The sequence below is a fragment of the Kitasatospora sp. NPDC091207 genome (genome assembly GCF_044768625.1).
Classification (GTDB): domain Bacteria; phylum Actinomycetota; class Actinomycetes; order Streptomycetales; family Streptomycetaceae; genus Kitasatospora.
Genome location: NZ_JBIVVS010000007.1, coordinates 57,752 through 80,046 on the forward strand (window position 1 = coordinate 57,752; position 22,295 = coordinate 80,046).

Sequence of the window (22,295 nt, forward strand, 5' to 3'; positions counted from 1 at the left end):
CCACGGGACAGCGCCTCGTACGTCGTGGGCGCGGGTGCTGCCGGGCAGCACCCGCGCCCGGCCGGATCGGTGGGTCCCAGGCGATGTCGGCGCGTCGGAAGGCTGCTGGGGGCACTGGTTCGAGTGCCTCGATCGGGCTGAGGCGGACGACCGGTGGTGCCCCGGAGCAGGAAGTCGGACCCGCCGACTTCCCGCTCCAGGGCGGCGGACGGCTACTGCACGCAGAACTCGTTGCCCTCGGGGTCGGCCATCACCACGTGTTCGCCGCCGGGCTCCTTGACGTGGCGCAGGGCGGTGGCGCCGAGGGTCTCCAGGCGGGCCACGGTGGCGTCGCGGTCGGCGGGGCCGGGGTGGAGGTCGAGGTGGAGGCGGTTCTTGCTGGTCTTCGGCTCGGGGACCAGCTGGAAGAGCAGGCGGTGGCCGAGGCCGGTGTCGCTGACGGGGTCGAAGGGCTCGTCGGGGTGGCGGACGGCGGCCAGGGCGCGGAAGGCCTGGTGGCCGTCGACCTCGGTGAGGAGGTCGGGGGTGACCGCGCCGGCCGACAGCAGGCGTTCGATCAGGGTGCTGTGGTCCTCGATCCGGTACTCCAGAGCGGCGGCCCAGAAGGCGGCCTGGCGGTGCGGGTCGGCGCAGTCGATGACGAGCTTCCAGTGCAGAGGCATGTCACCGTGTATAGGGGGTGCGCGGGGCATGATCAATAACCGGCGTGAAGGTTCTGTCAAAAATGGGTCTGTGTAGGGCAGTTGGTGGTGGGCATACTGCCTGGACGGGAGACGGGGAGGGGGCTCTACCGATGGTGCAACAGGATCCGCCCGGGGGAGACGAGGCGAAGCTGCTGCCGGAGCTGTTCCGGACGGCCGACCAGGCCTCGCTGGACGGTCAGCGCGAGACACTGCGCTGGTACCGGGGGCTGATCGCGATGCTGGTGGTCGCCGCGGTGGTCGGTTCACTGCCGGGGCCGGAGCACCGGGGGGACAGCGACATCACACCGCTCTTCTCGGTGGTGGCGTTCCTGGTGGCCGGCTACTTCTGGTCACGGCTGCGCCGCAGCAACCCGCAGGGGCGATGGTACGAGGCGCGGGCAGCGGCCGAGTCGGTCAAGACGCTCGCCTGGAAGTACTCGATGCGGGCCCGGCCGTTCGACGGCGAGGCGCGGTCGGCGGAGGTGGACCGCGGCTATCTGCTCCAGGTGGAGGACGTGATGCACGCCTTCGAGGACCCGGAGATCGTGCCGCCGGGCTCCGTCCCGGAGATCACCGAGGAGATGCGCCGGGTGCGGGCCGACAGCCTGGTCGCGCGCCGGACGCTCTACCTGCGCACCCGGGTGGAGGGGCAGCGCACCTGGTACCGCTCGCGGGCCGAGGCGTGCGAGACGCAGGCGGTCTCCTGGGGGCTGGGGATCGCCGCGCTGATCATCATCGGTGCGGCGGCGGCGATCGCGCAGGCGGTCGGCGCGCTGCCGGTGCACGTCTTCGGCGCCAGTTCGGCGGCGGCCGCCTCCGTGATCGCCTGGACCCAGCTGAAGCAGCTGCGGCCGCTGGCCGCCGCGTACCAGCTGGCCGCGCGCGAGCTGGAGAACGTCGGCAACCAGCTCTCCGACCTCGACCTGAAGGCCCCGGACGCCGAGGCGCGGTGGGCCCGGCTGGCCGCCGAGGCGGAGGACGCGGTCTCGCGCGAGCACACCACCTGGCGGGCCAGGCGCGCCTTCCCCCGCTGAGGCCGGTGTGCCCCGTGAGGCGGGTGTGACCGGTGAGGCCGGCGGAGCCGCGTCCGGGCGACCGGCCGCGCCGGAGCCGCCCCGGCTCCGGGTCGCCGGTTCGACGTGGAATCGGGAGGTCGTGGGGAGATCGGGCGAAGCGTACGGGGTGCCGTCGGCACAGGTGTGCAAGATGGGTGAGGGTCGGCGGGGGAAGCCCCGTCCGTAATCGTTACGTGTCCATGCCCTGGTTTCATCGCCTCCGCGCACGACGTAAGTCACTGCCCGGAGGCCCCCTTTGCGCGTTCTTCTGATCGCCACCGCGTTCAACAGCCTGACCCAGCGCGTCCACACCGAACTCCGCGAGCGCGGTCACGAGGTGGCCGTGCAACTCGCGCTCGGCGACGAGCCGGTCCGGGCCGCCGTGGCCCGGACCGACCCCGAGCTGATCATCTGCCCGATGCTCACCAAGGCGATCCCGGCGGACGTCTGGTCGACCCGGACCGTCCTGATCGTCCACCCCGGCCCGAAGGGCGACCGCGGCCCGTCCTCGCTGGACTGGGCGATCACCGAGGGCGCCGAGCGGTGGGGCGTGACCGTCCTCCAGGCGGTGGCGGAGATGGACGCGGGGGACATCTGGGCGTCGGTCGACTTCCCGGTGCGGGCCTGCGGCAAGAGCGAGCTCTACCGCGGCGAGGTCGCGGACGCCGCCGTGGAGGCGGTGCTGCTGGCGGTCAGCCGCTTCGAGGGCGGGCTGTTCACGCCCGAACCGCTCGACTACGACCGGCCCGACGTCCTCGGCCGGCTGCGGCCCTTCCTCAAGCAGGAGGACCGCCGGATCGACTGGTCCGCCGACGACACCGCCACCGTGCTGCGCAAACTGCGGGCCGGCGACTCGCAGCCGGGCGTGCTCGACGAGCTCCACGGGCGCGAGTACTTCCTGCACGGCGGCCACCCCGAGGACGAGCTGCGCGGCGCCCGGCCCGGCGCGGTGATCGCCACCCGGGACGGCGCGATCTGCCGGGCCACCGTGGACGGCGCGGTCTGGATCCCGCAGTTGCGCCCGCGCCGGACACCCGGCGGGCCGGCCACCTTCAAGCAGCCGGCCGCGACCGTGCTCGCCGACCACCTGCACCGGGTCCGCGAGGTGCCGGTCACCCCGGCCTCGGCGGCCCGGCGGGACACCTGGGCGGAGATCCGCTACCACGAGCGGGACGCCGTCGGCTTCCTCGCATTCTCCTTCGCCGGCGGGGCGATGAGCACCGAGCAGTGCCGCCGCCTGCTGGCCGCCTACCGGGAGGCGGCGGACCGGCCGACCTCGGTGCTGGTGCTGGGCGCGGACCGGGACTTCTTCTCCAACGGCATCCACCTCAACGTGATCGAGGGGGCGTCGTTCCCGGCGCTGGAGTCCTGGGAGAACATCAACGCGATGGACGACCTGGTCGAGGCGGTCCTCACCACCACCGACAAGCTCACCGTCTCCGCGCTGGCCGGGAACGCCGCCGCCGGCGGACTGATGCTGGCGATCGCCGCCGACGAGGTCTGGTGCCGCGAGTCGGCGGTGCTCAACCCGCACTACCGGCTGATGGGCCTCTACGGCTCCGAGTACTGGACGTACACGCTGCCCCGCCGGGTCGGTGCCGAGCAGGCCGAGCTGCTGACCACGCGGACCCTGCCGGTGGGCGCCGCCCTGGCCGCGCGACTGGGTCTGGTGGACCGGACGGCGGGCGGCGACGCGGCCGGGTTCCGCGACTGGGTGGAGCGCGAGGCGGCCCGGCTGGCCGGTTCACCGGAACTGACCGGCCGGCTGGTGGAGAAGAAGCGCCGCCGGGCCGAGGACGAGGAGACCCGGACGCTGGCCGACCACCGGACGCAGGAGCTGCGGCGGATGCACCGCAACTTCTACCGGGACGGCGAGCCGTACCACCGGCTGCGGCGCGACTTCGTGCACAAGGTCTGCCCGGTGGCCACGCCGGAGCACCTGACGGAGCTGCTCGGCCGGCCGGAGTGAGTGCCGTCCGGCGGGGGAGTCGTGCCGCGGCCGACGCCCCCGCCGGACGTGGCGTTCAGCGCCCGCGCGGGGCCAGCGGGGCGGCCCGGCCGACCAGGACCGGCTGGGCGTTGACGGTGCCGCGGCTCGGCGAGACCGCGAAGGCCAGCGAGCCGAAGAAGATGTAGCAGCCCAGCCCGACCACCAGCGGGAAGATGAACTGGAGGGCCATCACGCCGCCCTGGGTGCCCTGCGCGGCGTCCAGCCGGACGGAGACCGCCGCCATCCCGGTGTAGTGCATGGCGCACACCGCGACGCCCATCACGGGGGCGGCGGCCAGCACGGCGACGGTTCCCCGGATGTTCAGCGCGGCCCAGAGCGCGGCCGTCGCCGCGAAGATCGCGATACCGACCGAGAGACCCACCGTGGTGTGGTCGTAGCCGATGTGGCCGGGCAGGACCATCGCGGCCATGCCGAGGTAGTGCATCGCCGCCACCCCGAGCCCGGTGGTCAGTCCGCCCGCGAGCAGTGCCGTGCGGCGGTGGCGGCTGTAGCCGACGGTGAAGATGCCGAGGCCGACCACCGCGATCGCGACGACCAGGCTGAGCACGGTCAGCCCCGGGCGGTAGGTGATCTCGACCCCGGTGACGGAGAAGCCGAGCATCGCGATGAAGTGCATCGACCAGATGCCCGCGCCGAGCGACGTCGACGCGAACAGCAGCCAGTAGGTCCGGGTGCGGCCTGACGAGACCAGCGCCCAACGGGCGCTGCGCAGGGCGACGAAGGCGCCCAGACAGGCGACGAAGTACGAGACCGCCGGCGTCACCCAGCCGAGGTCGGCATGGTGGATCTCACCCACGAGGAACTCCCTGGACGGGTTGGGGGAGGACTGACGCCAGGCATCGGGCGGACTCGTCGGCCGGGGACCGGCCGGTCATGAAGGGCGGCAGTGCCGGGACGCGGGACGTGCGGCGTCGTGGTCGGTCCTGCCCGGGGGAAACCTGGCGTGTGGTGCCCCTGACAACGGGCGACAGTAACCACTACCGGTGAGTCGCACAATGTTCGGTCATTTGGTGAAATCGCAGGTCAGGAGTGGTCTTCACGTGACCGGCAAGATCTCGCCACCAAGCTCTGACGCCGCCTGCGCATACACACCCGGCCTGCGCATGCGTGCTGCGGAGCGGGTGCGGGGCAGTCGTGGAGCGGTCGCGAGGGGCCGGCCGACGGGCCTGTCGCGACCGCGCGCCGTCACTCCAGGGGAGCTAGCCCGAACGGGTGGCCGGCCGGGTCGATCAGCACCTTGAGCGTGCGGCCGTGCTGGTACTGCGGCTCGGTGGCGCCGAGCGCCAGGGCCCGTGCGGTGGCCTCCTCCAGGTCGTCGACGTAGAAGTCCAGGTGGAAGTGCTTGCTGCCGTCGGGTTCGGTCCACGGTTCGGGCCGGTACCCCGTGACCCGCCCGAACCCGAGCGGGCTGCCGCCCTCGGGGTTGTCCAGGATGGCGAAGCGTTCGTCCACGTGCCTGGTCTCCCACCCGAGCAGCTCGCCGTAGAAAGCGGCCAGCGCGACCGGGTCGGCGCAGTCGATGGTGACCATGGCGAGGCGGGCGAAGCCGGTGTCGTTCTGCTCGGCGGCGAGGTCGGACATTTCTGGTCGGCCCTTCTGCTGCGGGGTGGGTGGGAAACCCGTCATGACCAGCATCGCGCTCGGCGCGCTGCGCGGCGCGGCAAGTCGGCGCGGGCGCGGGGTCCCGGGGCCCTGGCCGGGGGTGCTCGGGTGCCCCCGCCTGGCAATTTTCCTTAGCGAGAGTAATGACGTAATCTAAATACATGCCCGAGATGTCCGAGCAGGACCTCGCAGCCGTCAGTCAGCTGCGGTCGTCCACCGTGCGCCTCTCCCGCCGCCTGCGTCACCAGCGGGTCGAGGAGTCGCTCAGCCCTACCGAGATGGGGGTGCTGGGCACCCTCGCACGCTGCGGGAAGGCCACGCCGGGTGAGCTCGCCCGGAAGGAGCACGTACAGCCGCCCTCGATGACCAGGATCGTCGCGATGCTGGAGGAGAAGGGCCTGGTGCGGCGGGAGCCGCACCCGGAGGACCGCCGGCAGGTGGTCGTCAGCAGTACCGAGCAGGCGGAGGTGATCCTCGCGGAGAGCCGCCGCCGGCGCAACGCCTGGCTCGCCGAACTCGCCGAGGGTCTCGACGAGGAGGAGTGGGCCGCCCTGCGGGCGGCCGCGCCGGTGCTCTACAAGCTCGCACACCTGTAAGACACGCTCTGGGCCCGGCAGTTCCGGTCAGCCGCCGGAGGACGAAGGAGAACCGCATCACCGCAGCACCGACCACCGAAACCAGGAGCGCGACGACCCCCCGCCGGGTCGTCGCGCCGCGAGGGGAGAGCACCGTGACACCGCCGGCCGCAGCCAGCGCCGCCATCCGCACCGACGACCCGACCACCGAACCCGCCGCGGCCACCGCCGCGACCGCCGACGCCTCGGCACCCGCCCCCGCAGGGCTGCCCGGCAACGGCGACGACGACCCCGACGAACGCACCGCGGCGGTCACCCCCGCCGCTCAGGAATCCCCGACCGGAGCCCGCTTCACCCGGCCCGGAGGGATGTTCTCCTCACTGCGCGTCCGCAACTACCGCTACTACTTCGCCGGCCAGGTGGTGTCCAACACCGGTACCTGGATGCAGCGGATCGCCCAGGACTGGCTGGTGCTCAGCCTCACCGGCAGCCCGCTCGCGGTCGGTATCACCACCGCCATGCAGTTCCTGCCGATGCTGCTGCTCGGTCTCTTCGGCGGCGTGCTCGCCGACCGGATGCCCAAGCGCCGGCTGCTGATCTACACCCAGGGCGCGATGGGTCTGCTCGCCCTCGGCCTGGCCGTGCTGACCATCGGCGGCGTGGTGACGCCGTACTACGTGTACGCGTTCGCGCTGCTGCTCGGCCTCGTCACGGTGGTGGACAACCCCACCCGGCAGGCCTTCGTCTCCGAGATGGTCGGTCCCAAGGACCTCGCCAACGCGGTCAGCCTGAACGCCGCCAACTTCCAGACGGCCCGGCTGGTCGGTCCCGCCGTCGCGGGCCTGCTGATCGCCGCGGTCGGCAGCGGCTGGGCCTTCGCGGTGAACGCGCTCTCCTTCGCCGCCGTGATCGGCGGGCTGCTCGCCATGCGGCCGGGCGAACTGCGCCCGACCACGCCGATCGCCCGCGAGAAGGGGCAGTTGAGGGAGGGCCTGCGGTACGTCAAGGAGCGGCCCGAGCTGCTCTGGCCGATGGTGCTGGCCGGTTTCATCGGCACCTTCGGGTTCAACTTCCCGACGCTGCTCTCCGGTTTCGCCTACGACACCTTCAAGGTGGGTGCCGGGCAGTACGGCCTGCTGAACACCGCGATGGCGGTCGGTTCGCTGGCCGGGGCGCTGCTCGCGGCCCGGCGCGGCGTGCCCAGGCTGCGCCGGCTGGTCGCCGCCGCGCTGGCCTTCGGCGCCCTGGAGGTGCTGGCCGCCTTCGCGCCCGGCTACTGGTCCTTCGCGCTGCTGCTGACCCTGATCGGGGTGTTCGGGCTGAGCTTCAACACCTCGGTCAACTCGATGCTCCAGCTGGCCACCGACCCCGCGATGCGGGGCCGGGTGATGGGCCTGCTGGTGCTGGTCTTCACCGGCGGCACGCCGATCGGCGCCCCGGTGGTGGGCTGGGTGACGGCCTCGTACGGGCCCCGACTCGGGCTGCTGGCCTGCGGGTTGGTCTCGGCGCTGGCGGCCGGCGTGATCGGTCTGGTGCTGGCCCGCAGCGCGGACCTGCGGGTCCGGTTCGACCTGCACCCGGGCCGCGGCGGGCGGGTGGTGGCCTTCGTGCCGCGCACCGTGACCCCGGCCAAGTCCGAGCTGGCCGCCGCCTGCTGACGGACGGTCGGCCCCGGACGCGCCGTGCGGTGCGCCCGGGGCGCGGGGTCAGAGCCGGATCTCCAGGATCTGGCCCCGCCAGGGCTTGCCCTTGTACTCGGACTCGAAGGACTCGGTCTCGGTGAAGCCGAGCGCGCGGTACTGGCCGACCAGGCGGCGGTCCTCGCTCGCGTAGCAGTCCACCCGGACCAGGCCGATACCGCGCCGGCGGGCCTCGTCGAGGGCGTCGGCGATCAGCGCGGCGCCGATGCCGGAGCCCTTCAGGGCGCGGTCGGTGACCAGGTTGCGGATGTACAGCTCGCGCTCGTCGACGGGCGTGGCGTAGGCGTTGGCCTGCTCCGACAGGACGCAGCAGCCGATGGCGTGCCCCTCGTCGTCGGTCGCGAGCCGGATCAGGAACTGCTCGGCGGTGTAGCCCTCGATGCGGTCGATCATGGCCGGGGTGCTGCTCCAGGGCTGGTCGCCCCACTGGTCGGCCCGGCCGCGCGCGGCGAGCCAGGCCACCGCGCCGTCGAGCAGCGAGAGGATGTCGGCGGTGTCGGCGGGGCCGCCGGTACGGATCTTCATGAAACGGTTCTAGCCCAAACCGTACGGCGGGGGAAGATGGCCCCATGAGGCTCTTTGTGGCGGTGTTGCCGCCGGTGGAGGCGTTGCGGGGGCTGGTCGACGCGGTGGCCCCGGTGCGCGGTCTGCCGGGGGCGGACCGGCTGCGCTGGACGGCCGTCGAGGGCTGGCACCTCACCCTGGCCTTCCTCGGCGAGGTGCCGGCGGAGCGGCTGCCGGAGCTGGAGACCGGGCTGGCGGCGGTGGCCCGGGTGCACGCCGTGCACCGGCTGCGGCTCGCGGGGGCCGGGCGGTTCGGCGACCGGGTGCTCTGGGCCGGGGTGGAGGGCCAGGCGTGGGCGCTGCGGCGGCTCGCCGAGGCCGTGAACGAGGCCACCGCGGACGTGGTCGGCGAGGTGGACGCGTTCAGCTTCCACCCGCATCTGACCCTGGCCCGGGCCGGCTCCTCCCGGGGCCACCGGCGGGCGGTGCAGCGGGTGGCGGCGGCCGAACTGGACTCCCTGGTGCTGGCGCTGGGGGAGTACCGCGGGCCGGAGTGGGAGGCCGCCGAGCTGCGCCTGATGAAGAGCGAGCTGGACGGCGGCTTCGCGCACTACGAGACGGTCCGCCGCTGGCCGCTGGCCCGCTGGAGCTGAGGCCCGCGCCGGATCCGCGACCGCCCGGTGGGGCCGGACCCGCCGCCCGCCGCCCGTCGGTCGGGGCCGGATCCGCGGCCGTCCGGTGGTGCCGGACCCGCCGGTCGTCGGTCAGGGCCAGACCCGCATCGCGTCGGCGGCCACCCGCTCCAGCTCGGCCCGGCCGGCGCCGTCGCGGGCCCGCTGGGACATCCCCTGCAGCACGGTGGCGGTGAACTGCGCCAGCGCCGCCGGATCGGCCTCGGCGGGCTCGTGGCCGGCCGCGACGTCCGCCCGGATCAGTGACTCCAGGGCGCGGAGGTTGGCGGTGCGGATCGCCCGGACCGCCTGGTCGACCTCGGGCGAGGTGCAGTTCACGGTCGAGCTGATCAGCAGGCAGCCCCAGGGGTGGTCCGGGTCGGTGGCCTGGGCGGCGGCCTCGCGCAGCATCCGGGCGATGCCGGCCCGGGCGGTGGGCTCCTCGGCCAGCGCGCGGCTCGCGTACGCCCCGTGGCCGCCCTGGTAGCGGCTGACGACCTCCTCGAACAGCGCCCGCTTGTCGCCGAAGGCCGCGTACAGGCTCGGCGGGCGGATGCCCATGGCGGCGGTGAGGTCGGCGACCGAGGTCGCCTCCCAGCCGCGTTCCCAGAACAGCCGGAGGGCCTGCTCCAGGGCGGCCTCGCGGTCGAAGGAGCGCGGGCGTCCGCGCTGCGGGGTGCGGGCGGCGGGGGTGATGGCCATGCCGGTCATTCTATATCGACCACTACAGAAGCTCTGGTACGGTTCCTTTCATTAGCGACCGCTACAGAATTGAGGGGGCGTAGCCATGGGCGCGCTTGCGGGCAGGACGGCACTGGTGACGGGCGGCAGCCGGGGGATCGGGCGGGCCATCGCCGAGCGGCTGGGGCGGGACGGCGCACTGGTCGGGGTCCACTACGGCGGCAACGCCGAGGCGGCGGCGGAGGTCGTCGAGGCGATCGGGCGGGCCGGCGGGCGGGCCTTCGCGGTCGGCGCCGAGCTGGGGGTGCCCGGTGACGCCCCGGCGCTCTGGGCGGCCTTCGACGAGGCCCTCGCCGCGCACGGCGGCGGCGAGGGCCTGGACATCCTGGTGAACAACGCCGGGACCGCTCAGTTCGGGCGGATCCACGAAGTGGCCGAGGCGGACTTCGACCGGGTCTTCGCGGTGAACGCCAAAGCGCCGTTCTTCGTCGTCCAGCACGGTCTGGGCCGGCTGCGCGACGGCGGCCGGATCGTCAACGTCTCGTCCGGGGTCACCCGGGTCGCGTTCCCGGCGGCCGTCTCCTACGCGATGACCAAGGGGGCGCTGAACACCCTGACGCTGACGCTCGCCGAGGAGCTCGGCGAGCGCGGGATCACCGTCAACGCGGTGCTGCCGGGCGTCGTCGCCACCGACATCAACCCCTGGCTGGCCGACCCGCGGGCGCGGGAGCGGGTGGCCGCCTACTCGACGTTCGACCGGGTCGGCGAGGCGGCCGACGTGGCCGACATCGTGGCCTTCCTGGTCTCCGACGACGCCCGCTGGATCACCGGGCAGAACCTGGACGCCAGCGGCGGATCGAACCTCGGGGTCCAGCCGCCGGCCGGCCGCAGGTACGCTCGATGACCGTGGACCCCAAGACTCGTATGCGTATCGTGACCGGCGCCCTGGTGCTGCTGCTGGTGGTCGTCCTGATCAGCTCGATCGTCGGCAGGTAGCGCGACAACGGCAGAAGGGCCACCGCCCGCGGGCGGTGGCCCTCACGCGTGGGCCGGCCCGTTCGGCCGGCCGGCGGCTCAGAGCTGCTCGACCACGTAGTCGATGCAGGCGGTGAGCGCCTCGACGTCCGCCGGGTCGATGGCCGGGAACATCGCGACGCGCAGCTGGTTGCGGCCGAGCTTGCGGTACGGCTCGGTGTCGACGATGCCGTTGGCACGCAGTGCCTTGGCGACGGCCGCGGCGTCCACCGCGTCGTCGAAGTCGATCGTGCCGACGACCTGGGAGCGCTCGGCCGGGTTCGCCACGAACGGGTTGGCGAACGACGACTTCTCGGCCCAGCCGTACAGGCGGGACGAGGAGTCGGCGGTCCGGGCGACCGCCCAGTCCAGCCCGCCGTTGCCGTTCAGCCAGTCCAGCTGGTCGGCCAGCAGGAACAGGGTGGCGATCGACGGGGTGTTGTACGTCTGGTCCTTCGACGAGTTGTCGATGGCCGTCGGCAGGTCGAAGAACGGCGGGATGTAGCGGCCGGAGCCGGCGATCTCGGCGGCGCGCTCCAGGGCGGCCGGGGAGAACGTCGCCAGCCACAGGCCGCCCTCGGCGGCGAAGGACTTCTGCGGGGCGAAGTAGTAGACGTCCGTCTCGGTGATGTCGACCGGCAGGCCGCCGGCGCCCGAGGTGGCGTCCACCAGGACCAGCGAGCCCTGGTCGGCGCCGGCCGGGCGGCCGATCGGCATCGCGACGCCGGTGGAGGTCTCGTTGTGGGTGAGCGCGTAGACGTCCACGCCCGCCTCGGCGACCGGCAGCGGGTGGGTGCCCGGGGCGGTCTTGATCACGGTCGGCTCGCCCAGCCAGGGGGCCGCCTTGACCGAGGAGGCGAACTTGGAGGAGAACTCACCGAAGTCGAGGTGCTGGGACTTCTCCCGCACCAGGCCGAAGGCCGCGATGTCCCAGAAGGCGGTGGAGCCGCCGTTGCCGAGGACCACCTCGTACCCCTCGGGGAGGGAGAAGAGGCTGCTCACGCCCTCACGCACACGCTTGACCAGGTTCTTCACCGGGGCCTGGCGGTGCGAGGTGCCGAGCAGGGAGGTCTCGGTGGCGGCGAGGGCACTCAGGGCCTCGGGGCGCACCTTGGACGGGCCGCAGCCGAAACGGCCGTCTGCGGGCTTGATGTCAGCGGGGATCTGGATCTGAGCCACGGGCGGCAGCCTACCGGCCGCCCCCGCGGAATCGGTACGCCGGTCCGCCCGCTGAGATGCGATCTTCACGGCCGCGAGCTGCGGAAACAGCGGGTCCGACGGAGCGTCGGACCCGCCGCTGACCAGCGGTTCTCAGTGCGCGATGGCCTCGTAGCCCTCGATGTCGCGCGGGCTGCGCGTGCTCGGGCCGATGTAGCGCGCGGCGGGGCGGACGAGCCGGCCCGTGCGCTTCTGCTCCAGGATGTGCGCCGACCAGCCGGCGGTGCGCGCACAGGTGAACATCGAGGTGAACATGTGCGCCGGCACCTCGGCGAAGTCCAGCATGATGGCGGCCCAGAACTCGACGTTGGTGGCCAGCACGCGGTCGGGGCGGCGGTTGTGCAGCTCCTCCAGCGCGGCCTTCTCCAGCGCCTCGGCGACCTCGAAGCGCGGCGCGCCGAGCTCCTTGGCGGTGCGGCGCAGCACGCGGGCGCGCGGGTCCTCGGCGCGGTAGACGCGGTGGCCGAAGCCCATCAGGCGCTCGCCCTTGTCCAGCGCGTTCTTCACCCAGGCCGTCGCGTCGCCGGTGCGCTCGATCTCCTCGATCATGCCGAGCACCCGGGACGGCGCGCCGCCGTGCAGCGGGCCGGACATCGCGCCGACCGCGCCGGAGAGGGCGGCCGCCACGTCGGCGCCGGTGGAGGCGATGACGCGGGCGGTGAAGGTGGAGGCGTTCATCCCGTGCTCGGCGGCGGACGTCCAGTAGGCGTCGATGGCCTTGACGTGCTTCGGGTCGGGCTCGCCGCGCCAGCGGATCATGAAGCGCTCGACGACCGTCTCGGCCTTGTCGATCTCGCTCTGCGGGACCATCGGCAGGCCCTGGCCGCGGGCGGACTGCGCCACGTAGGAGAGGGCCATCACGGCCGCGCGGGCGAGGTCGTCACGGGCCTGCTCGGCGGAGATGTCGAGCAGCGGCTTGAGGCCCCAGACCGGGGCGAGCATGGCGAGGGCGGACTGCACGTCCACCCGGATGTCGCCGGAGTGGACCGGGATCGGGAAGGGCTCGGCGGCGGGCAGTCCGGGGTTGAACTTGCCGTCCACCAGCAGGCCCCAGACGTGGCCGAAGGAGACGTGGCCGACCAGGTCGTCGATGTCGACTCCGCGGTACCGCAGGGCGCCGCCTTCACGGTCGGGTTCGGCGATCTCGCTCTCGAAAGCGACGACTCCCTCAAGCCCGGGTACGAAGTCGGACATGCGACGGCTCCTTCAGCTCTGCGATCGGCGGTCCGCCGTGGTGGGGCGGTGCGCCAGTGACCGATGGTGGTTGGCACTCGGTGCCAGCGTGACAGGCACGGGGTGCATTGCGCCATACACCACAGTGGTGATGTTTCCCGCAGGACCGCTCGACCTTCACCTGAGGGCCGGTCGTGCCCGGCGAATCTCCGGAATCAATCACTGGTTTCCGGACATTTGCCTGTAGCTCGGGCGGCCGAACGGTGGCGAGACACCTTATCTCCCACCGGGGTTTGTCCGGAGGTAGCGGTGCCGGTTGCTTGTCGTACGGGATGATGTTGACGTGCAGACCCCGGAACGCGCCCAGTCGACGCCCCCGAGCCCCGCCACCCGGATCCTGGCCGAGGAGGCCCGGCCCGGGCCGGACCTGACCGTGATGCGCGAGCACTACGCCCACGAGGGCCTGGTCGAGGAGCTGATCGCCGCCGACCCGATCGCCCAGTTCACCCGCTGGTTCCACGAGGCGGACGACGCCGGGGTGGTGGAACCGAACGCGATGGTGCTCTCCACCGCCGACGCCGGGGGCCGGCCGAGTTCGCGGACGGTCCTGCTGAAGGGCTTCGACCGGCGCGGCTTCGTGTTCTTCACCAACTACGGCTCCCGCAAGGGCACCGAGCTGGCCGCCAACCCGCAGGCGGCCCTGCTCTTCCCGTGGATCGCGCTGGCCCGCCAGGTGATCGTGCAGGGCCGGGTCGAGAAGGTCGGCCGGGACGAGACCGCCGCCTACTTCCGCACCCGTCCGCACGGCTCCCAGCTCGGGGCCTGGGCCAGCGAGCAGTCCAGCCCGGTCGGCAGCCGGGAGGTGCTGGAGCAGCGGTACGCGGAGCTGGAGCGCCGCTACCCGGAGGGCGAGGGGGTGCCGGTGCCGCCGTTCTGGGGCGGGTACCGGGTGGTCCCGGAGAGCGTCGAGTTCTGGCAGGGCCGGGCGAACCGGCTGCACGACCGGCTCCGCTTCCTCGCCGACCCGGCGGCGGCGGCCGGCTGGCGGGTGGAGCGGCTCTGCCCGTGACGCGGAGCCGGGCGCCCGGGCGGCCCGGCCGCCGCCGCCGGGGGCCCGCGCCGGCGGGCCCGGGAAAGCGCCGGGCGCGGCGCCACCCGCACGCCTGATGCCCCGTCATGCCCGGGTGTAGGATGCGCGTCGCGGACCGGGACCGACTCCCCGGGCCACCGGCCCGGCGGGCCGAGACGATCGAATGAGGGACTGATGGGCGTCACCAGCGCGGAAACGGCCGCCGGACTCGGCTCTGACCTGGTCGACGTCACCGCCCTGCCGCTGGACGAGATCGACGCCCTGCCCGACACCGTCCTCGGCGACCTGCTGCGCCGGGTGGTCTCCGACGTCCTGGCCCCCGGCGCGGAGCCGGTCGCGGCCTTCCAGTCGGCGCTCTAGCGTCCCGCGCCGCAGGACACCGGGACAGGGCCCGGGGCACGCCGCCGGACCCCGCGCCCACCGGCTTGGCCAACTGCCGGGCGCGGCCGGTGGAGTTCACGACATGCTGGGTAGGACAGCAGCGCAGTCGCGGCACCGTCGGGCCCGGGGGGATCAGTGCGGCCGTACTTCTTCTTCAGCTACGCGCGGCGGGACTACGAGGCCGGGGACGCCTTCGTCGACCAGTTCTTCAACGACCTGCGGGACGAGCTCGGCCGGATCGAGCCCGCCGCCGGCGCCGACGAGCTCGCCTACCGCGACACCGAGGGGCTGCGGCTGGGCGACAACTGGGAGCAGCAGCTCGCCCAGATGCTGGCCCGCTGCCGGACCATGGTCGCGCTCTACTCGCCCGCCTACTTCGCCAGCCTCTACTGCGGCAAGGAGTGGACGGCGTTCCGCGGCCGGGTCCGCCGGCACGAGGACCTGGCCGGCGAGGTCGTGCCGGCCCTGATCCCGGTGCTCTGGGAGGCCCTGCCGGGCGAACTGCCGGACGAGGTACGGAAGATCCAGTTCGTCCAGCAGGGCATGGGCGACGCCTACGCCCGCTCCGGCCTGCGCGACCTGCTGCGCACCGACCCGCTGGGCCCCGACTACCGGCTGGTCGTCCGGGTGGTCGCCGAGCGGATCCGGGACGCGGCCGCCCGGCGGCTCGGTGAACTGCCCGAGTTCGACCTCGGCGCCGTCCGCGGCTACTTCCCGGTGGTGCCGGCGATCCGCCCCGCGCCCACCGCCGGGATGGTCCGGCTGTTCATCGCCGCCGGCCGCTCCTCCGACGCCGCGGCCGCCGCCGGGGCGGGCGGCTCGTGCCGCGGCGGCTGGTACGGGGCCAAGCCGTGGCAGTGGGCGCCCTACCACCCGCCGACCCAGCCGCCACTGGCGCTCCGCGCCCAGCAGGTGATCACCTCCGCCGGGCACACCACCACGCTGGAGGAGATCGGGCCCGGTCTCGGGGAGAGGCTCGACCGGGCCCGGGAGGACAACCAGGTCAGCGTGCTGCTGGTGGACCCGTGGATGGCCGGCAGCGAGGTCTACCGGCCGGCCCTGCGCGAGTACGACGACCAGAACCACCCCGTCACCGGCGTGATGGTCCCGGCCGGGACGGACGACCCGCCGGCCGGCCCGGAGCGCGACGCGCTGTGGACCGGCGTGCGCGGCGTGTTCCGCCGCAACTGGTTGCGCCGGAGCGACCTGGAGCACTTGTTCCGCGTCGCGGTGGGCCGGGAGAGCTTCGACACCGACCTCACCATCATGGTGACGGTCGCTCAGAACAAGCTCATGGACGACAACTTCGATTGGGGGGACGATGACGACGGCGCCGCCTTCGGCTTCGGCCCCGACGGGGAGGACGCCGCCCCGGTGATGCCCGGACTGGCCGTCCCGGCCGGGCCGCCGGGACCGCGCCGCAGCCCGGACGGGACGGCAGTGCCGTCGAGGAGGGAGCAGGACGATGTTCGCTGAGCCCGGCGCAGACCCGGAGCGGACCGGACCGGGATCGGTCGTCACCTTCTACTCGTTCAAGGGCGGCACCGGCAGAACGATGGCGCTGGCCAACGTCGGCTGGATCCTGGCCAGCCGGGGCCTGCGCGTCCTGGTGGTCGACTGGGACCTGGAGGCTCCGGGCCTGCACCGCTACTACCACCCGCTGCTGGTGGATCCCGAACTGCACGCCACCGACGGCCTGATCGACCTGCTGCGCGCCTACGTCAAGCAGGCGCTCCCCAGCGTCGCCGGCCCGGGCGGCGGGCTCGCCCCCGCCGCCTGGCTCGACGAACCGGGCCGGCTGGCCGGCTACATCTGCGGCCTGGCGCTCGACCTGCCGCCCGGCGGCCGCCTGGACTTCCTGCCGGCCGGGCGGCAGAACGCGGCCTACCCCGCCGCCGTCACCAGCTTCAACTGGCGCAGCTTCTACCACGGGCGGGACATCCGGGGCGGCGAGTTCCTGCGCGAGCTGCGCGACCGCTGGGCCCGGTCCTACGACTACGTGCTGATCGACAGCCGCACCGGGGTCAGCGACACCTCGGGCATCTGCACCGTCCTGATGCCCGACTCCGTCGTCGACTGCTTCACCTTCAGCGCGCAGAACATCCGCGGCGGCGTGGACGCGGCCCGCACCATCGCCGAGGCCGAGGAGCGGGCCATCCGCGTCCTGCCGGTGCCGATGCGGGTCGAGGACGCCGAGCAGGAACGCCTCGAAGCGGGCCGGGACTACGCCCGCGAGGCGTTCGCGCCCTACCTCGGCCGCTGGCTGTCCGCCGAACGCCGGGCGGCCTACTGGAGCGACGTCGAAGTCCCGTACAAGCCCTTCTACGCCTACGAGGAGGTGCCCGCCACCGTCGCCGACCGGCCGCAGGAGGCGCGCAGCCTGCTCAACGCCTTCGAACGGCTGGCCGGCTGGATCACCGACGGCCGGGTCCGCACGCTGCGCCCGCTCACCGGCGAGGCCCGCCGCCGGCTGTACGGGGCCTACCTGCGCTCCACCCGCACGATGCCCCGGCAGGTCTTCGTCAGCTACGCCCCCGAGGACCGGATGTGGGCGGAGTGGGCCGCCGCGACCCTCACCGGCTTCGGCTACCAGACCTCGCTGCACAACGCCGCCGAGCCGTACCCCGGCGGCCGCCCGCCGGAGGCCGCCGGTCCGCTGGACGGGCAGGGCCGGCTGCTCGCCCTGCTGTCGCCCGAGTACACCGCGCTGCCCCGCGCGGCCGAGGCCTGGCAGCTGCTCAGCGGTCACGAACTCGGCTCCGGGTCCCCGGCGTTGGTGGCGCTGCGGCTGCAGGACTCGGACGATCCGGTGCCCCGTCCGTTCGTCGGCCGGGCCGTCCCCGACCTGGTCCGCTCCTCGGCCGTGCTCGCCGAGTCCCAGCTGTACAGCGAGCTCGGGCCGCCGCCCGGCAGCGTCCGCCAGCCGGACGGGGACAGCGGTGAGTTCGCGGCCCCCGCGCGGTTCCCCGGCACCGCGCCGCAGATCCAGGAGGCGCCCTCGCGCAACGCCTCCTTCACCGGGCGCGGCCGGCTGCTGGAGCTGCTCCGCAACCGCTTCACCGGCGGCCCCACCGCGGTGCTCAGCCAGGTGCTCTACGGCTTCGGCGGCGCCGGCAAGTCGCAGATCGCCGGCGAGTACGCGCACCGCTTCAAGGCCGCCTACGACGTGGTCTGGTGGGTGCCCGCCGAGGAGCCCGCCAACATCCCGCAGAAGCTCGCCGAACTCGCCCCCCGGCTCGGCGTGCAGAGCAGCGACGACGTCGCCCACACCGCCGCCGCGGTGCTGGACGCGCTGCGCCGCGGCGAGCCGTACCGCCGCTGGCTGCTGGTCTACGACAACGCCGGCACCCCCGAGGAGCTGGCGCCCTGGCTGCCGGCCGGCTCCTCCGGCGGACACGTGCTGATCACCTCCCGCAACCAGGGCTGGTCCAAGCACGCCGGTCTGGTCGAGGTCGACGTCTTCACCCGGGAGGAGAGCGTCCGGCTGCTGCGCCGCTTCAACACCGGCCTCGCCCCGGAGGACGCCGACCAGGTCGCGCACCGGCTCGGCGACCTGCCGCTCGCCGTCGGCCAGGCCGCGGTCTGGCTGCAGGAGACGTCGATGCCGATCGCCACCTACCTCGAACTGCTCGACGAAGAGCTCACCGAGATGCTGGAGCGCACCCGGCTGCGCACCGCCGAGTACCCGCACTCGGCGGCGGCGACCTGGCGGATCTCGGTCGAGGAGCTGCGCCGGCTGAACGCCCCCGCCGCCCAGATCCTGGAGATCTGCGCGTTCTTCGGGCCCGACGCCATCCCGATGCGGCTGCTCTACAGCCGCGCCGTCACCCACGCGCTGCGGCTGCCGCCGCGCGCGCCCCGCGACAAGCTGGCGATCGGCGAGTTCCTGCGCGCCATCAACCGGTTCGGCCTGGCCCGCACCGACCAGGGCAGCGAGACCATCACCGTGCACCGGCTGGTCCAGGCCGTGCTGCGCGACCAGGTCGACGAGGAGCAGCGGGCCGGGCTGCGGGCGGTCGTGCACGCCGCGCTCGCCACCGCCAACCCCGGCGACCCGGACATCCCCGCCAACTGGCCGCAGTACGCGGAACTCCTGCCGCACCTGTGGCCCTCCGGCGCGGCCGGCAGCGGCGACGAGGACGTCCGGCAGTGGATCATCGACTCGGTCCGCTACCAGTGGAAGCGCAGCCTGCACGAGTCCGGCCGCGACCTCGCCGAGCGGACCCTGGAGATCTGGCGGCAGCAGGACTACGGCGGCCCCGGCTTCGACGCCGAGAACGACGCCCAGACCCTGATGCTGCGCACCCAGCTCAGCAACATCCGGCGCTCCCAGGGCGCCCTCCACGAGGCGTACGAGATGGACCAGGACATCCTGGACCGCTTCACCGCCACGCTCGGCCCGGAGCACTCGCACACCCTCGCCGTCGCCAACAGCCTCGGCGCCGACCTGCGCTTCCTCGGGCGCTACGAGGAGGCCCGGGCCCGCGACCGCAGGACCCTGGACGCGGCCCGGCGCACCCTCGGCCCCGACCACCCGCGCACCCTCATGATCACCAACAACCTGGCCGTGTCCGACTACCTCGCCGGTGACCGCCGGGCCGCCCTGGAGCGCCACCGCAGCAACTACCTCCAGCAGCGCGACGCGCTCGGCGCGCACAGCCTCTACGCGCTGTCCTCCGCCTCCAACTACGCCCGCGACCTGCGCGAGACCGGACGGCTGCGGGAGGCGCTGGACCTGCTGGAGGAGACCGTCCGGATCTACCAGCAGACCATCGGCGACGGCCACACCGACACCCTGCGCGCCCGCAAGAACCTCGCCGTGGCGCTGCGCCGGGCCGGCCGCTACCACGAGGCGCTGGAGATAGACGAGGACATCTACCAGCGCTACCTGGACATCAACGGCGCCGAGCACCCGGACACCCTGGCCGCCGCCACCAACCTGGCCAGCGACCTCAGCGCGCTCGGCGACACCGACCGGGCGATCCAGCTGGCCGAACGCGCCCTCGCCCGCTACCGGGACTACCTGGGCGGCGACCACCCGGTCACGCTGGCCGGCGCCAACAACCTCTCCGTCTACCTGCGGCTGGCCGGCCGCACGGCGGAGGCCCGGGAGCTGTCCGGCCGCACCCTGGCGCAGTTCCGGACCGTCCTCGGCGACCAGCACCCGTACATCCCGATCGCGATGATGAACCACGCCAACGACCTCGTGCTGTCCGGGGAACCGGCGGCGGCGCTGGCCTTCGAGGAGCGGGCGGCGCCGCTGATGACCGAGGCCCTCGGGCCGGACCACTACGACGCCATCGGGGTCAACTCCAACCTGTCGCTGTCGCTGGCCGCGGCGGGGGAGGGCGAGCGCGCGACCCAACTGCGCGGCGACTGCGTCCGCCGGGCCCGGCAGACCCTCGGGGAGGAGCACCCGACCACGGTGGCGGTCAAGGCGGGGCTGCGACTGGACTCCGACATCGAGCCGCCGTCGGTGTGAGACCGGCCGGCCGCGCGGGTCGGGCCGGCCCGGCGGGCGGGTGGCCGGGAGTTGGCTAGGCTCGCGGGCATGGTGCCGTTCCGCCAGTTCCTGCTCAAGGTCCACAGCCGGTGCAACCTGGCCTGCGACTACTGCTACATGTACGAGGCGGCGGACCAGAGTTGGCGCCGGCAGCCACGCCGGATGGAGCTGGCGACGGTCCGCCGGGCGGCCCGGCGGATCGCCGAGCACGTGGCTGACCGCAGTCTCGACGAGGTCGCGGTGATCCTGCACGGCGGTGAGCCGCTGCTCGTCGGCGCCACCCATCTGGACGCGGTGCTGGGGGAGTTGGCGGGGGTCGCGCCGAAGGTGCGGTTCAGCCTGCAGACCAACGGACTGCGGCTGCTGGACGAGCCGGCGCTGCTGGAGGTGCTGCACCGGCACCGGGTCGCCGTCGGGGTGTCGCTGGACGGCGCCGCCCCCGACCACGACCGGCACCGGCGGTTGCCGTCCGGCGGGGGCAGCTGGGCGCGCACGGCCGAGGCGCTGCGGCTGCTGGGCTCGGCGGCCCACCGGGAGCTGTTCGCCGGGCTGCTCTGCGTGGTGGACCTCGCCGCCGACCCGGTCGCCACCTACGAGGCGCTGCTGGAGTTCGCGCCGCCGCGCGTCGACCTGCTGCTGCCGCACGGGACGTGGGCGGCCCCGCCGGCCGGGGTGCGCCGGGAGCTGCCGACCGGCCCGCCCTCGGGCCGGGACGCGGCGCCGTACGGGGAATGGCTGATCGCCGCCTTCGACCGCTGGTACGGCGCCCCCCGGCGGGAGACCGGGGTCCGGCTCTTCGAGGAGCTGGCCGTGCTCCTGCTCGGCGGGCGGGCGGCCAGCGAGGCGGTCGGGCTGGCACCGGTGGACCTCGTGGTGGTCGAGACGGACGGCGCGATCGAACAGGCCGACAGTCTCAAGGTGGTGGCCGACGGAGCCGCCGGAACCGGCCTGGACGTGTTCCGGCACGGCTTCGGCGAGGCGGCCGCGCACCCGGCGTTCCGCGCCCGCCAGCGCGGCCTCGACGGCCTCGGGCCGGTCTGCACGGCCTGCCCGCTGGTGCGGGTGTGCGGCGGCGGCCTGTACGCGCACCGCTACCCGGGCCCGGCGGCCGGGGGCGGCTTCGCTCACCCGTCCGTGTACTGCGCCGACCTGGACCGGCTGATCCGCCACATCGCGGGGAGGCTGCGGGCGGACACGGCGGGTGCCGAGCGAGGAGGATGACCGGTGGCTGGTACGGGTGGGCGGGGCGCGGACGGGGTGCCCCGGCACGGGGTGGACCGGGCGACGTTCCGGGCGATCGCGGCCGCGCGCGGCGGACCGGAGGCCGTCCGGCTGCTGCGCTCCGGACAGGTGAGCAAACGCGCGCTGCTGCTGCTGGCCCTGCGGCGGGCGGCGCCCGAGGACGCCGGCTACCGCGCGGCGTACACCGAGGTCCGGGCCTCGCAGCGGACGGACCGGGCCCGCTGGGAGGCGGTGCTGCTGCGGCCGGAACTGGACGCCTGGGCGGCCGACAGCCTGCGGGCCCGCACGGCGGGCGAGGCCGTCCGGCTGGACGCGCTGCGGGAGTTCCTCCGGCCCCCGGCGGCCGAGCCGGTCCCGCTGGAGTGCGACGGGCTGCGCTGGGCGCCGGTGATCGATCACGCGGGGCAGCGCCGGGTGGACTACGGCCGGCCACCGGCCGGGCCGCTCGACGCCCGCGAACTCGCCGCCTGGCACACCGCGCTGGCGGGCGCCTGGCGGATCCTGGTGCGCCGCCACCGGCCGTACGCGGAGGCGGTCGCGGCCTGCGTCACCACGATCGTCCCGCTGCGCCCGGCACCGGGCGGTGAGGCGGTCAGTGCCGCCGCGCGCCGGGCGTACGGCGCGGTGGCGGCCTCGCTGCCGGGTGATCCGGTGCTGCTCGCGCTCGCTCTGGTGCACGAGTTCCTGCACCTCCAACTCGGGGCGCTGCTCGACCTCGTGCCGCTGCACCGGCCCAACGGCGCGGCCGTCCACCACGCCCCCTGGCGGCCCGATCCGCGCCCGGTCGGCGCCCTGCTGCAGGGCACCTACGCGCACCTGGGCGTCGCCGACTTCTGGTGCGCCGAGCGGTCCGGCGGGGCGGGGGTCGGCCGGGCGGGTGAGGAGTTCACCCGCTGGCGCGGGCACGCCCTGGCGGCCGGTACCATCCTGCTCGGCAGCGGAGAGCTCACCGTGCACGGCCGGGAGTTCACCGAGGAACTCCTGCGTACTGTCGGTGCGTTGGGCGGCTGAGCTGCGAGACGGGGCCGAGCCGGCCGGGTGCGCGACCGGTGGACGGGTGAATGTCCTCGGCGCCGACCGGTCGGGGAACCAATTCGCCGCAGCGCGGCCGGCCCCCGGGCAGTACCTTGTGAATTACCGCAGAAATGAGCGGGGGAAGCCCCATTGACGACCGATCAGGTGGCCGCCTGAC

The 22,295-nt window shown here is 73.9% G+C and carries 19 protein-coding genes; 12 read left to right on the forward strand and 7 right to left on the reverse strand.

The features are described from left to right. Positions 1-212: 212 nt before the first annotated feature. Positions 213-662, reverse strand: a complete 450-nt coding sequence (locus ACIQTO_RS14845; protein WP_402387926.1) for a VOC family protein — start codon at positions 660-662, stop codon at positions 213-215. Between the two features lie 131 nt (positions 663-793). Here ACIQTO_RS14845 and ACIQTO_RS14850 point away from each other — a divergent pair, with 131 nt between their 5' ends. Together ACIQTO_RS14850 and ACIQTO_RS14855 are read left to right on the forward strand one after the other, a co-directional pair. Continuing rightward, complete coding sequence (locus ACIQTO_RS14850) at positions 794-1,717, forward strand: DUF4231 domain-containing protein (protein ID WP_380576138.1); 924 nt, start codon at positions 794-796, stop codon at positions 1,715-1,717. A gap of 277 nt (positions 1,718-1,994) precedes the next feature. Continuing rightward, positions 1,995-3,707, forward strand: coding sequence for a hydrogenase maturation protein (locus ACIQTO_RS14855; protein WP_402387929.1), 1,713 nt, complete (start codon positions 1,995-1,997; stop codon positions 3,705-3,707). 55 nt (positions 3,708-3,762) lie between these two features. Here the strand turns inward: ACIQTO_RS14855 and ACIQTO_RS14860 are convergent, their stop codons facing one another. Together ACIQTO_RS14860 and ACIQTO_RS14865 are read right to left on the reverse strand one after the other, a co-directional pair. After that, entirely contained in the window at positions 3,763-4,545 is a 783-nt protein-coding gene (locus tag ACIQTO_RS14860) for an MHYT domain-containing protein (RefSeq protein ID WP_402387932.1), read from the reverse strand. Positions 4,546-4,934: 389 nt separating this feature from the next. Beyond that, positions 4,935-5,375, reverse strand: a complete 441-nt coding sequence (locus ACIQTO_RS14865) for a VOC family protein (protein WP_402387935.1) — start codon at positions 5,373-5,375, stop codon at positions 4,935-4,937. Between the two features lie 137 nt (positions 5,376-5,512). On the opposite strand from ACIQTO_RS14865, the gene ACIQTO_RS14870 reads away from it, so the two are divergent. Together ACIQTO_RS14870 and ACIQTO_RS14875 are read left to right on the forward strand one after the other, a co-directional pair. Beyond that, the gene (locus ACIQTO_RS14870) at positions 5,513-5,947 is read left to right on the forward strand and encodes a MarR family winged helix-turn-helix transcriptional regulator (RefSeq protein ID WP_402387937.1); all 435 of its coding nucleotides are present in this window, start codon (positions 5,513-5,515) and stop codon (positions 5,945-5,947) included. A gap of 134 nt (positions 5,948-6,081) precedes the next feature. Beyond that, on the forward strand, positions 6,082-7,584 hold the full coding sequence (locus ACIQTO_RS14875; RefSeq protein ID WP_402387940.1) for an MFS transporter: 1,503 nt from the start codon (positions 6,082-6,084) through the stop codon (positions 7,582-7,584). 48 nt (positions 7,585-7,632) lie between these two features. Here ACIQTO_RS14875 and ACIQTO_RS14880 read toward each other — a convergent pair whose 3' ends face one another. Continuing rightward, positions 7,633-8,151, reverse strand: coding sequence for a GNAT family N-acetyltransferase (locus ACIQTO_RS14880; RefSeq protein WP_402387943.1), 519 nt, complete (start codon positions 8,149-8,151; stop codon positions 7,633-7,635). A gap of 44 nt (positions 8,152-8,195) precedes the next feature. Between ACIQTO_RS14880 and thpR the strand changes: the two genes are divergently transcribed. After that, positions 8,196-8,783: an RNA 2',3'-cyclic phosphodiesterase gene (thpR, locus tag ACIQTO_RS14885; RefSeq protein WP_402387946.1), complete on the forward strand. Its 588-nt coding sequence runs from the start codon at positions 8,196-8,198 to the stop codon at positions 8,781-8,783. 111 nt (positions 8,784-8,894) lie between these two features. Here the strand turns inward: thpR and ACIQTO_RS14890 are convergent, their stop codons facing one another. Continuing rightward, a complete protein-coding gene (locus ACIQTO_RS14890) occupies positions 8,895-9,503 on the reverse strand; it encodes a TetR/AcrR family transcriptional regulator (RefSeq protein ID WP_402387949.1) in 609 nt (202 codons plus the stop codon). 85 nt (positions 9,504-9,588) lie between these two features. Between ACIQTO_RS14890 and ACIQTO_RS14895 the strand changes: the two genes are divergently transcribed. After that, positions 9,589-10,386 carry an SDR family oxidoreductase gene (locus tag ACIQTO_RS14895; protein WP_402387952.1) on the forward strand — a complete coding sequence of 266 codons (798 nt, stop codon included), beginning with the start codon at positions 9,589-9,591 and terminating at the stop codon, positions 10,384-10,386. Between the two features lie 170 nt (positions 10,387-10,556). Here the strand turns inward: ACIQTO_RS14895 and serC are convergent, their stop codons facing one another. Further along, positions 10,557-11,675, reverse strand: coding sequence for a phosphoserine transaminase (gene serC / locus ACIQTO_RS14900; RefSeq protein ID WP_402387955.1), 1,119 nt, complete (start codon positions 11,673-11,675; stop codon positions 10,557-10,559). A 132-nt stretch (positions 11,676-11,807) separates the two neighbouring features. Then, positions 11,808-12,908 carry a citrate synthase 2 gene (locus tag ACIQTO_RS14905; protein WP_402387957.1) on the reverse strand — a complete coding sequence of 367 codons (1,101 nt, stop codon included), beginning with the start codon at positions 12,906-12,908 and terminating at the stop codon, positions 11,808-11,810. A 415-nt stretch (positions 12,909-13,323) separates the two neighbouring features. Between ACIQTO_RS14905 and pdxH the strand changes: the two genes are divergently transcribed. From pdxH to ACIQTO_RS14935, 6 genes are all read left to right on the forward strand, one after another. Continuing rightward, the gene (pdxH, locus tag ACIQTO_RS14910; RefSeq protein ID WP_402388150.1) at positions 13,324-13,956 is read left to right on the forward strand and encodes a pyridoxamine 5'-phosphate oxidase; all 633 of its coding nucleotides are present in this window, start codon (positions 13,324-13,326) and stop codon (positions 13,954-13,956) included. A 195-nt stretch (positions 13,957-14,151) separates the two neighbouring features. Next, positions 14,152-14,337: an FxSxx-COOH cyclophane-containing RiPP peptide gene (gene fxsA, locus ACIQTO_RS14915; protein ID WP_402387959.1), complete on the forward strand. Its 186-nt coding sequence runs from the start codon at positions 14,152-14,154 to the stop codon at positions 14,335-14,337. Between the two features lie 156 nt (positions 14,338-14,493). Continuing rightward, positions 14,494-15,834 (forward strand): TIR-like protein FxsC, encoded by a 1,341-nt coding sequence (locus tag ACIQTO_RS14920; RefSeq protein ID WP_402387961.1) that lies wholly within the window; start codon positions 14,494-14,496, stop codon positions 15,832-15,834. Then, the gene (fxsT, locus tag ACIQTO_RS14925; RefSeq protein ID WP_402387963.1) at positions 15,824-19,840 is read left to right on the forward strand and encodes an FxSxx-COOH system tetratricopeptide repeat protein; all 4,017 of its coding nucleotides are present in this window, start codon (positions 15,824-15,826) and stop codon (positions 19,838-19,840) included. The genes ACIQTO_RS14920 and fxsT overlap by 11 nt, the downstream gene beginning before the upstream one ends. Before the next feature lie 69 nt (positions 19,841-19,909). Beyond that, the gene (locus ACIQTO_RS14930; RefSeq protein WP_402387965.1) at positions 19,910-21,082 is read left to right on the forward strand and encodes an FxsB family cyclophane-forming radical SAM/SPASM peptide maturase; all 1,173 of its coding nucleotides are present in this window, start codon (positions 19,910-19,912) and stop codon (positions 21,080-21,082) included. A gap of 3 nt (positions 21,083-21,085) precedes the next feature. Further along, entirely contained in the window at positions 21,086-22,114 is a 1,029-nt protein-coding gene (locus ACIQTO_RS14935) for an aKG-HExxH-type peptide beta-hydroxylase (protein ID WP_402387967.1), read from the forward strand. Positions 22,115-22,295 lie beyond the last annotated feature (181 nt).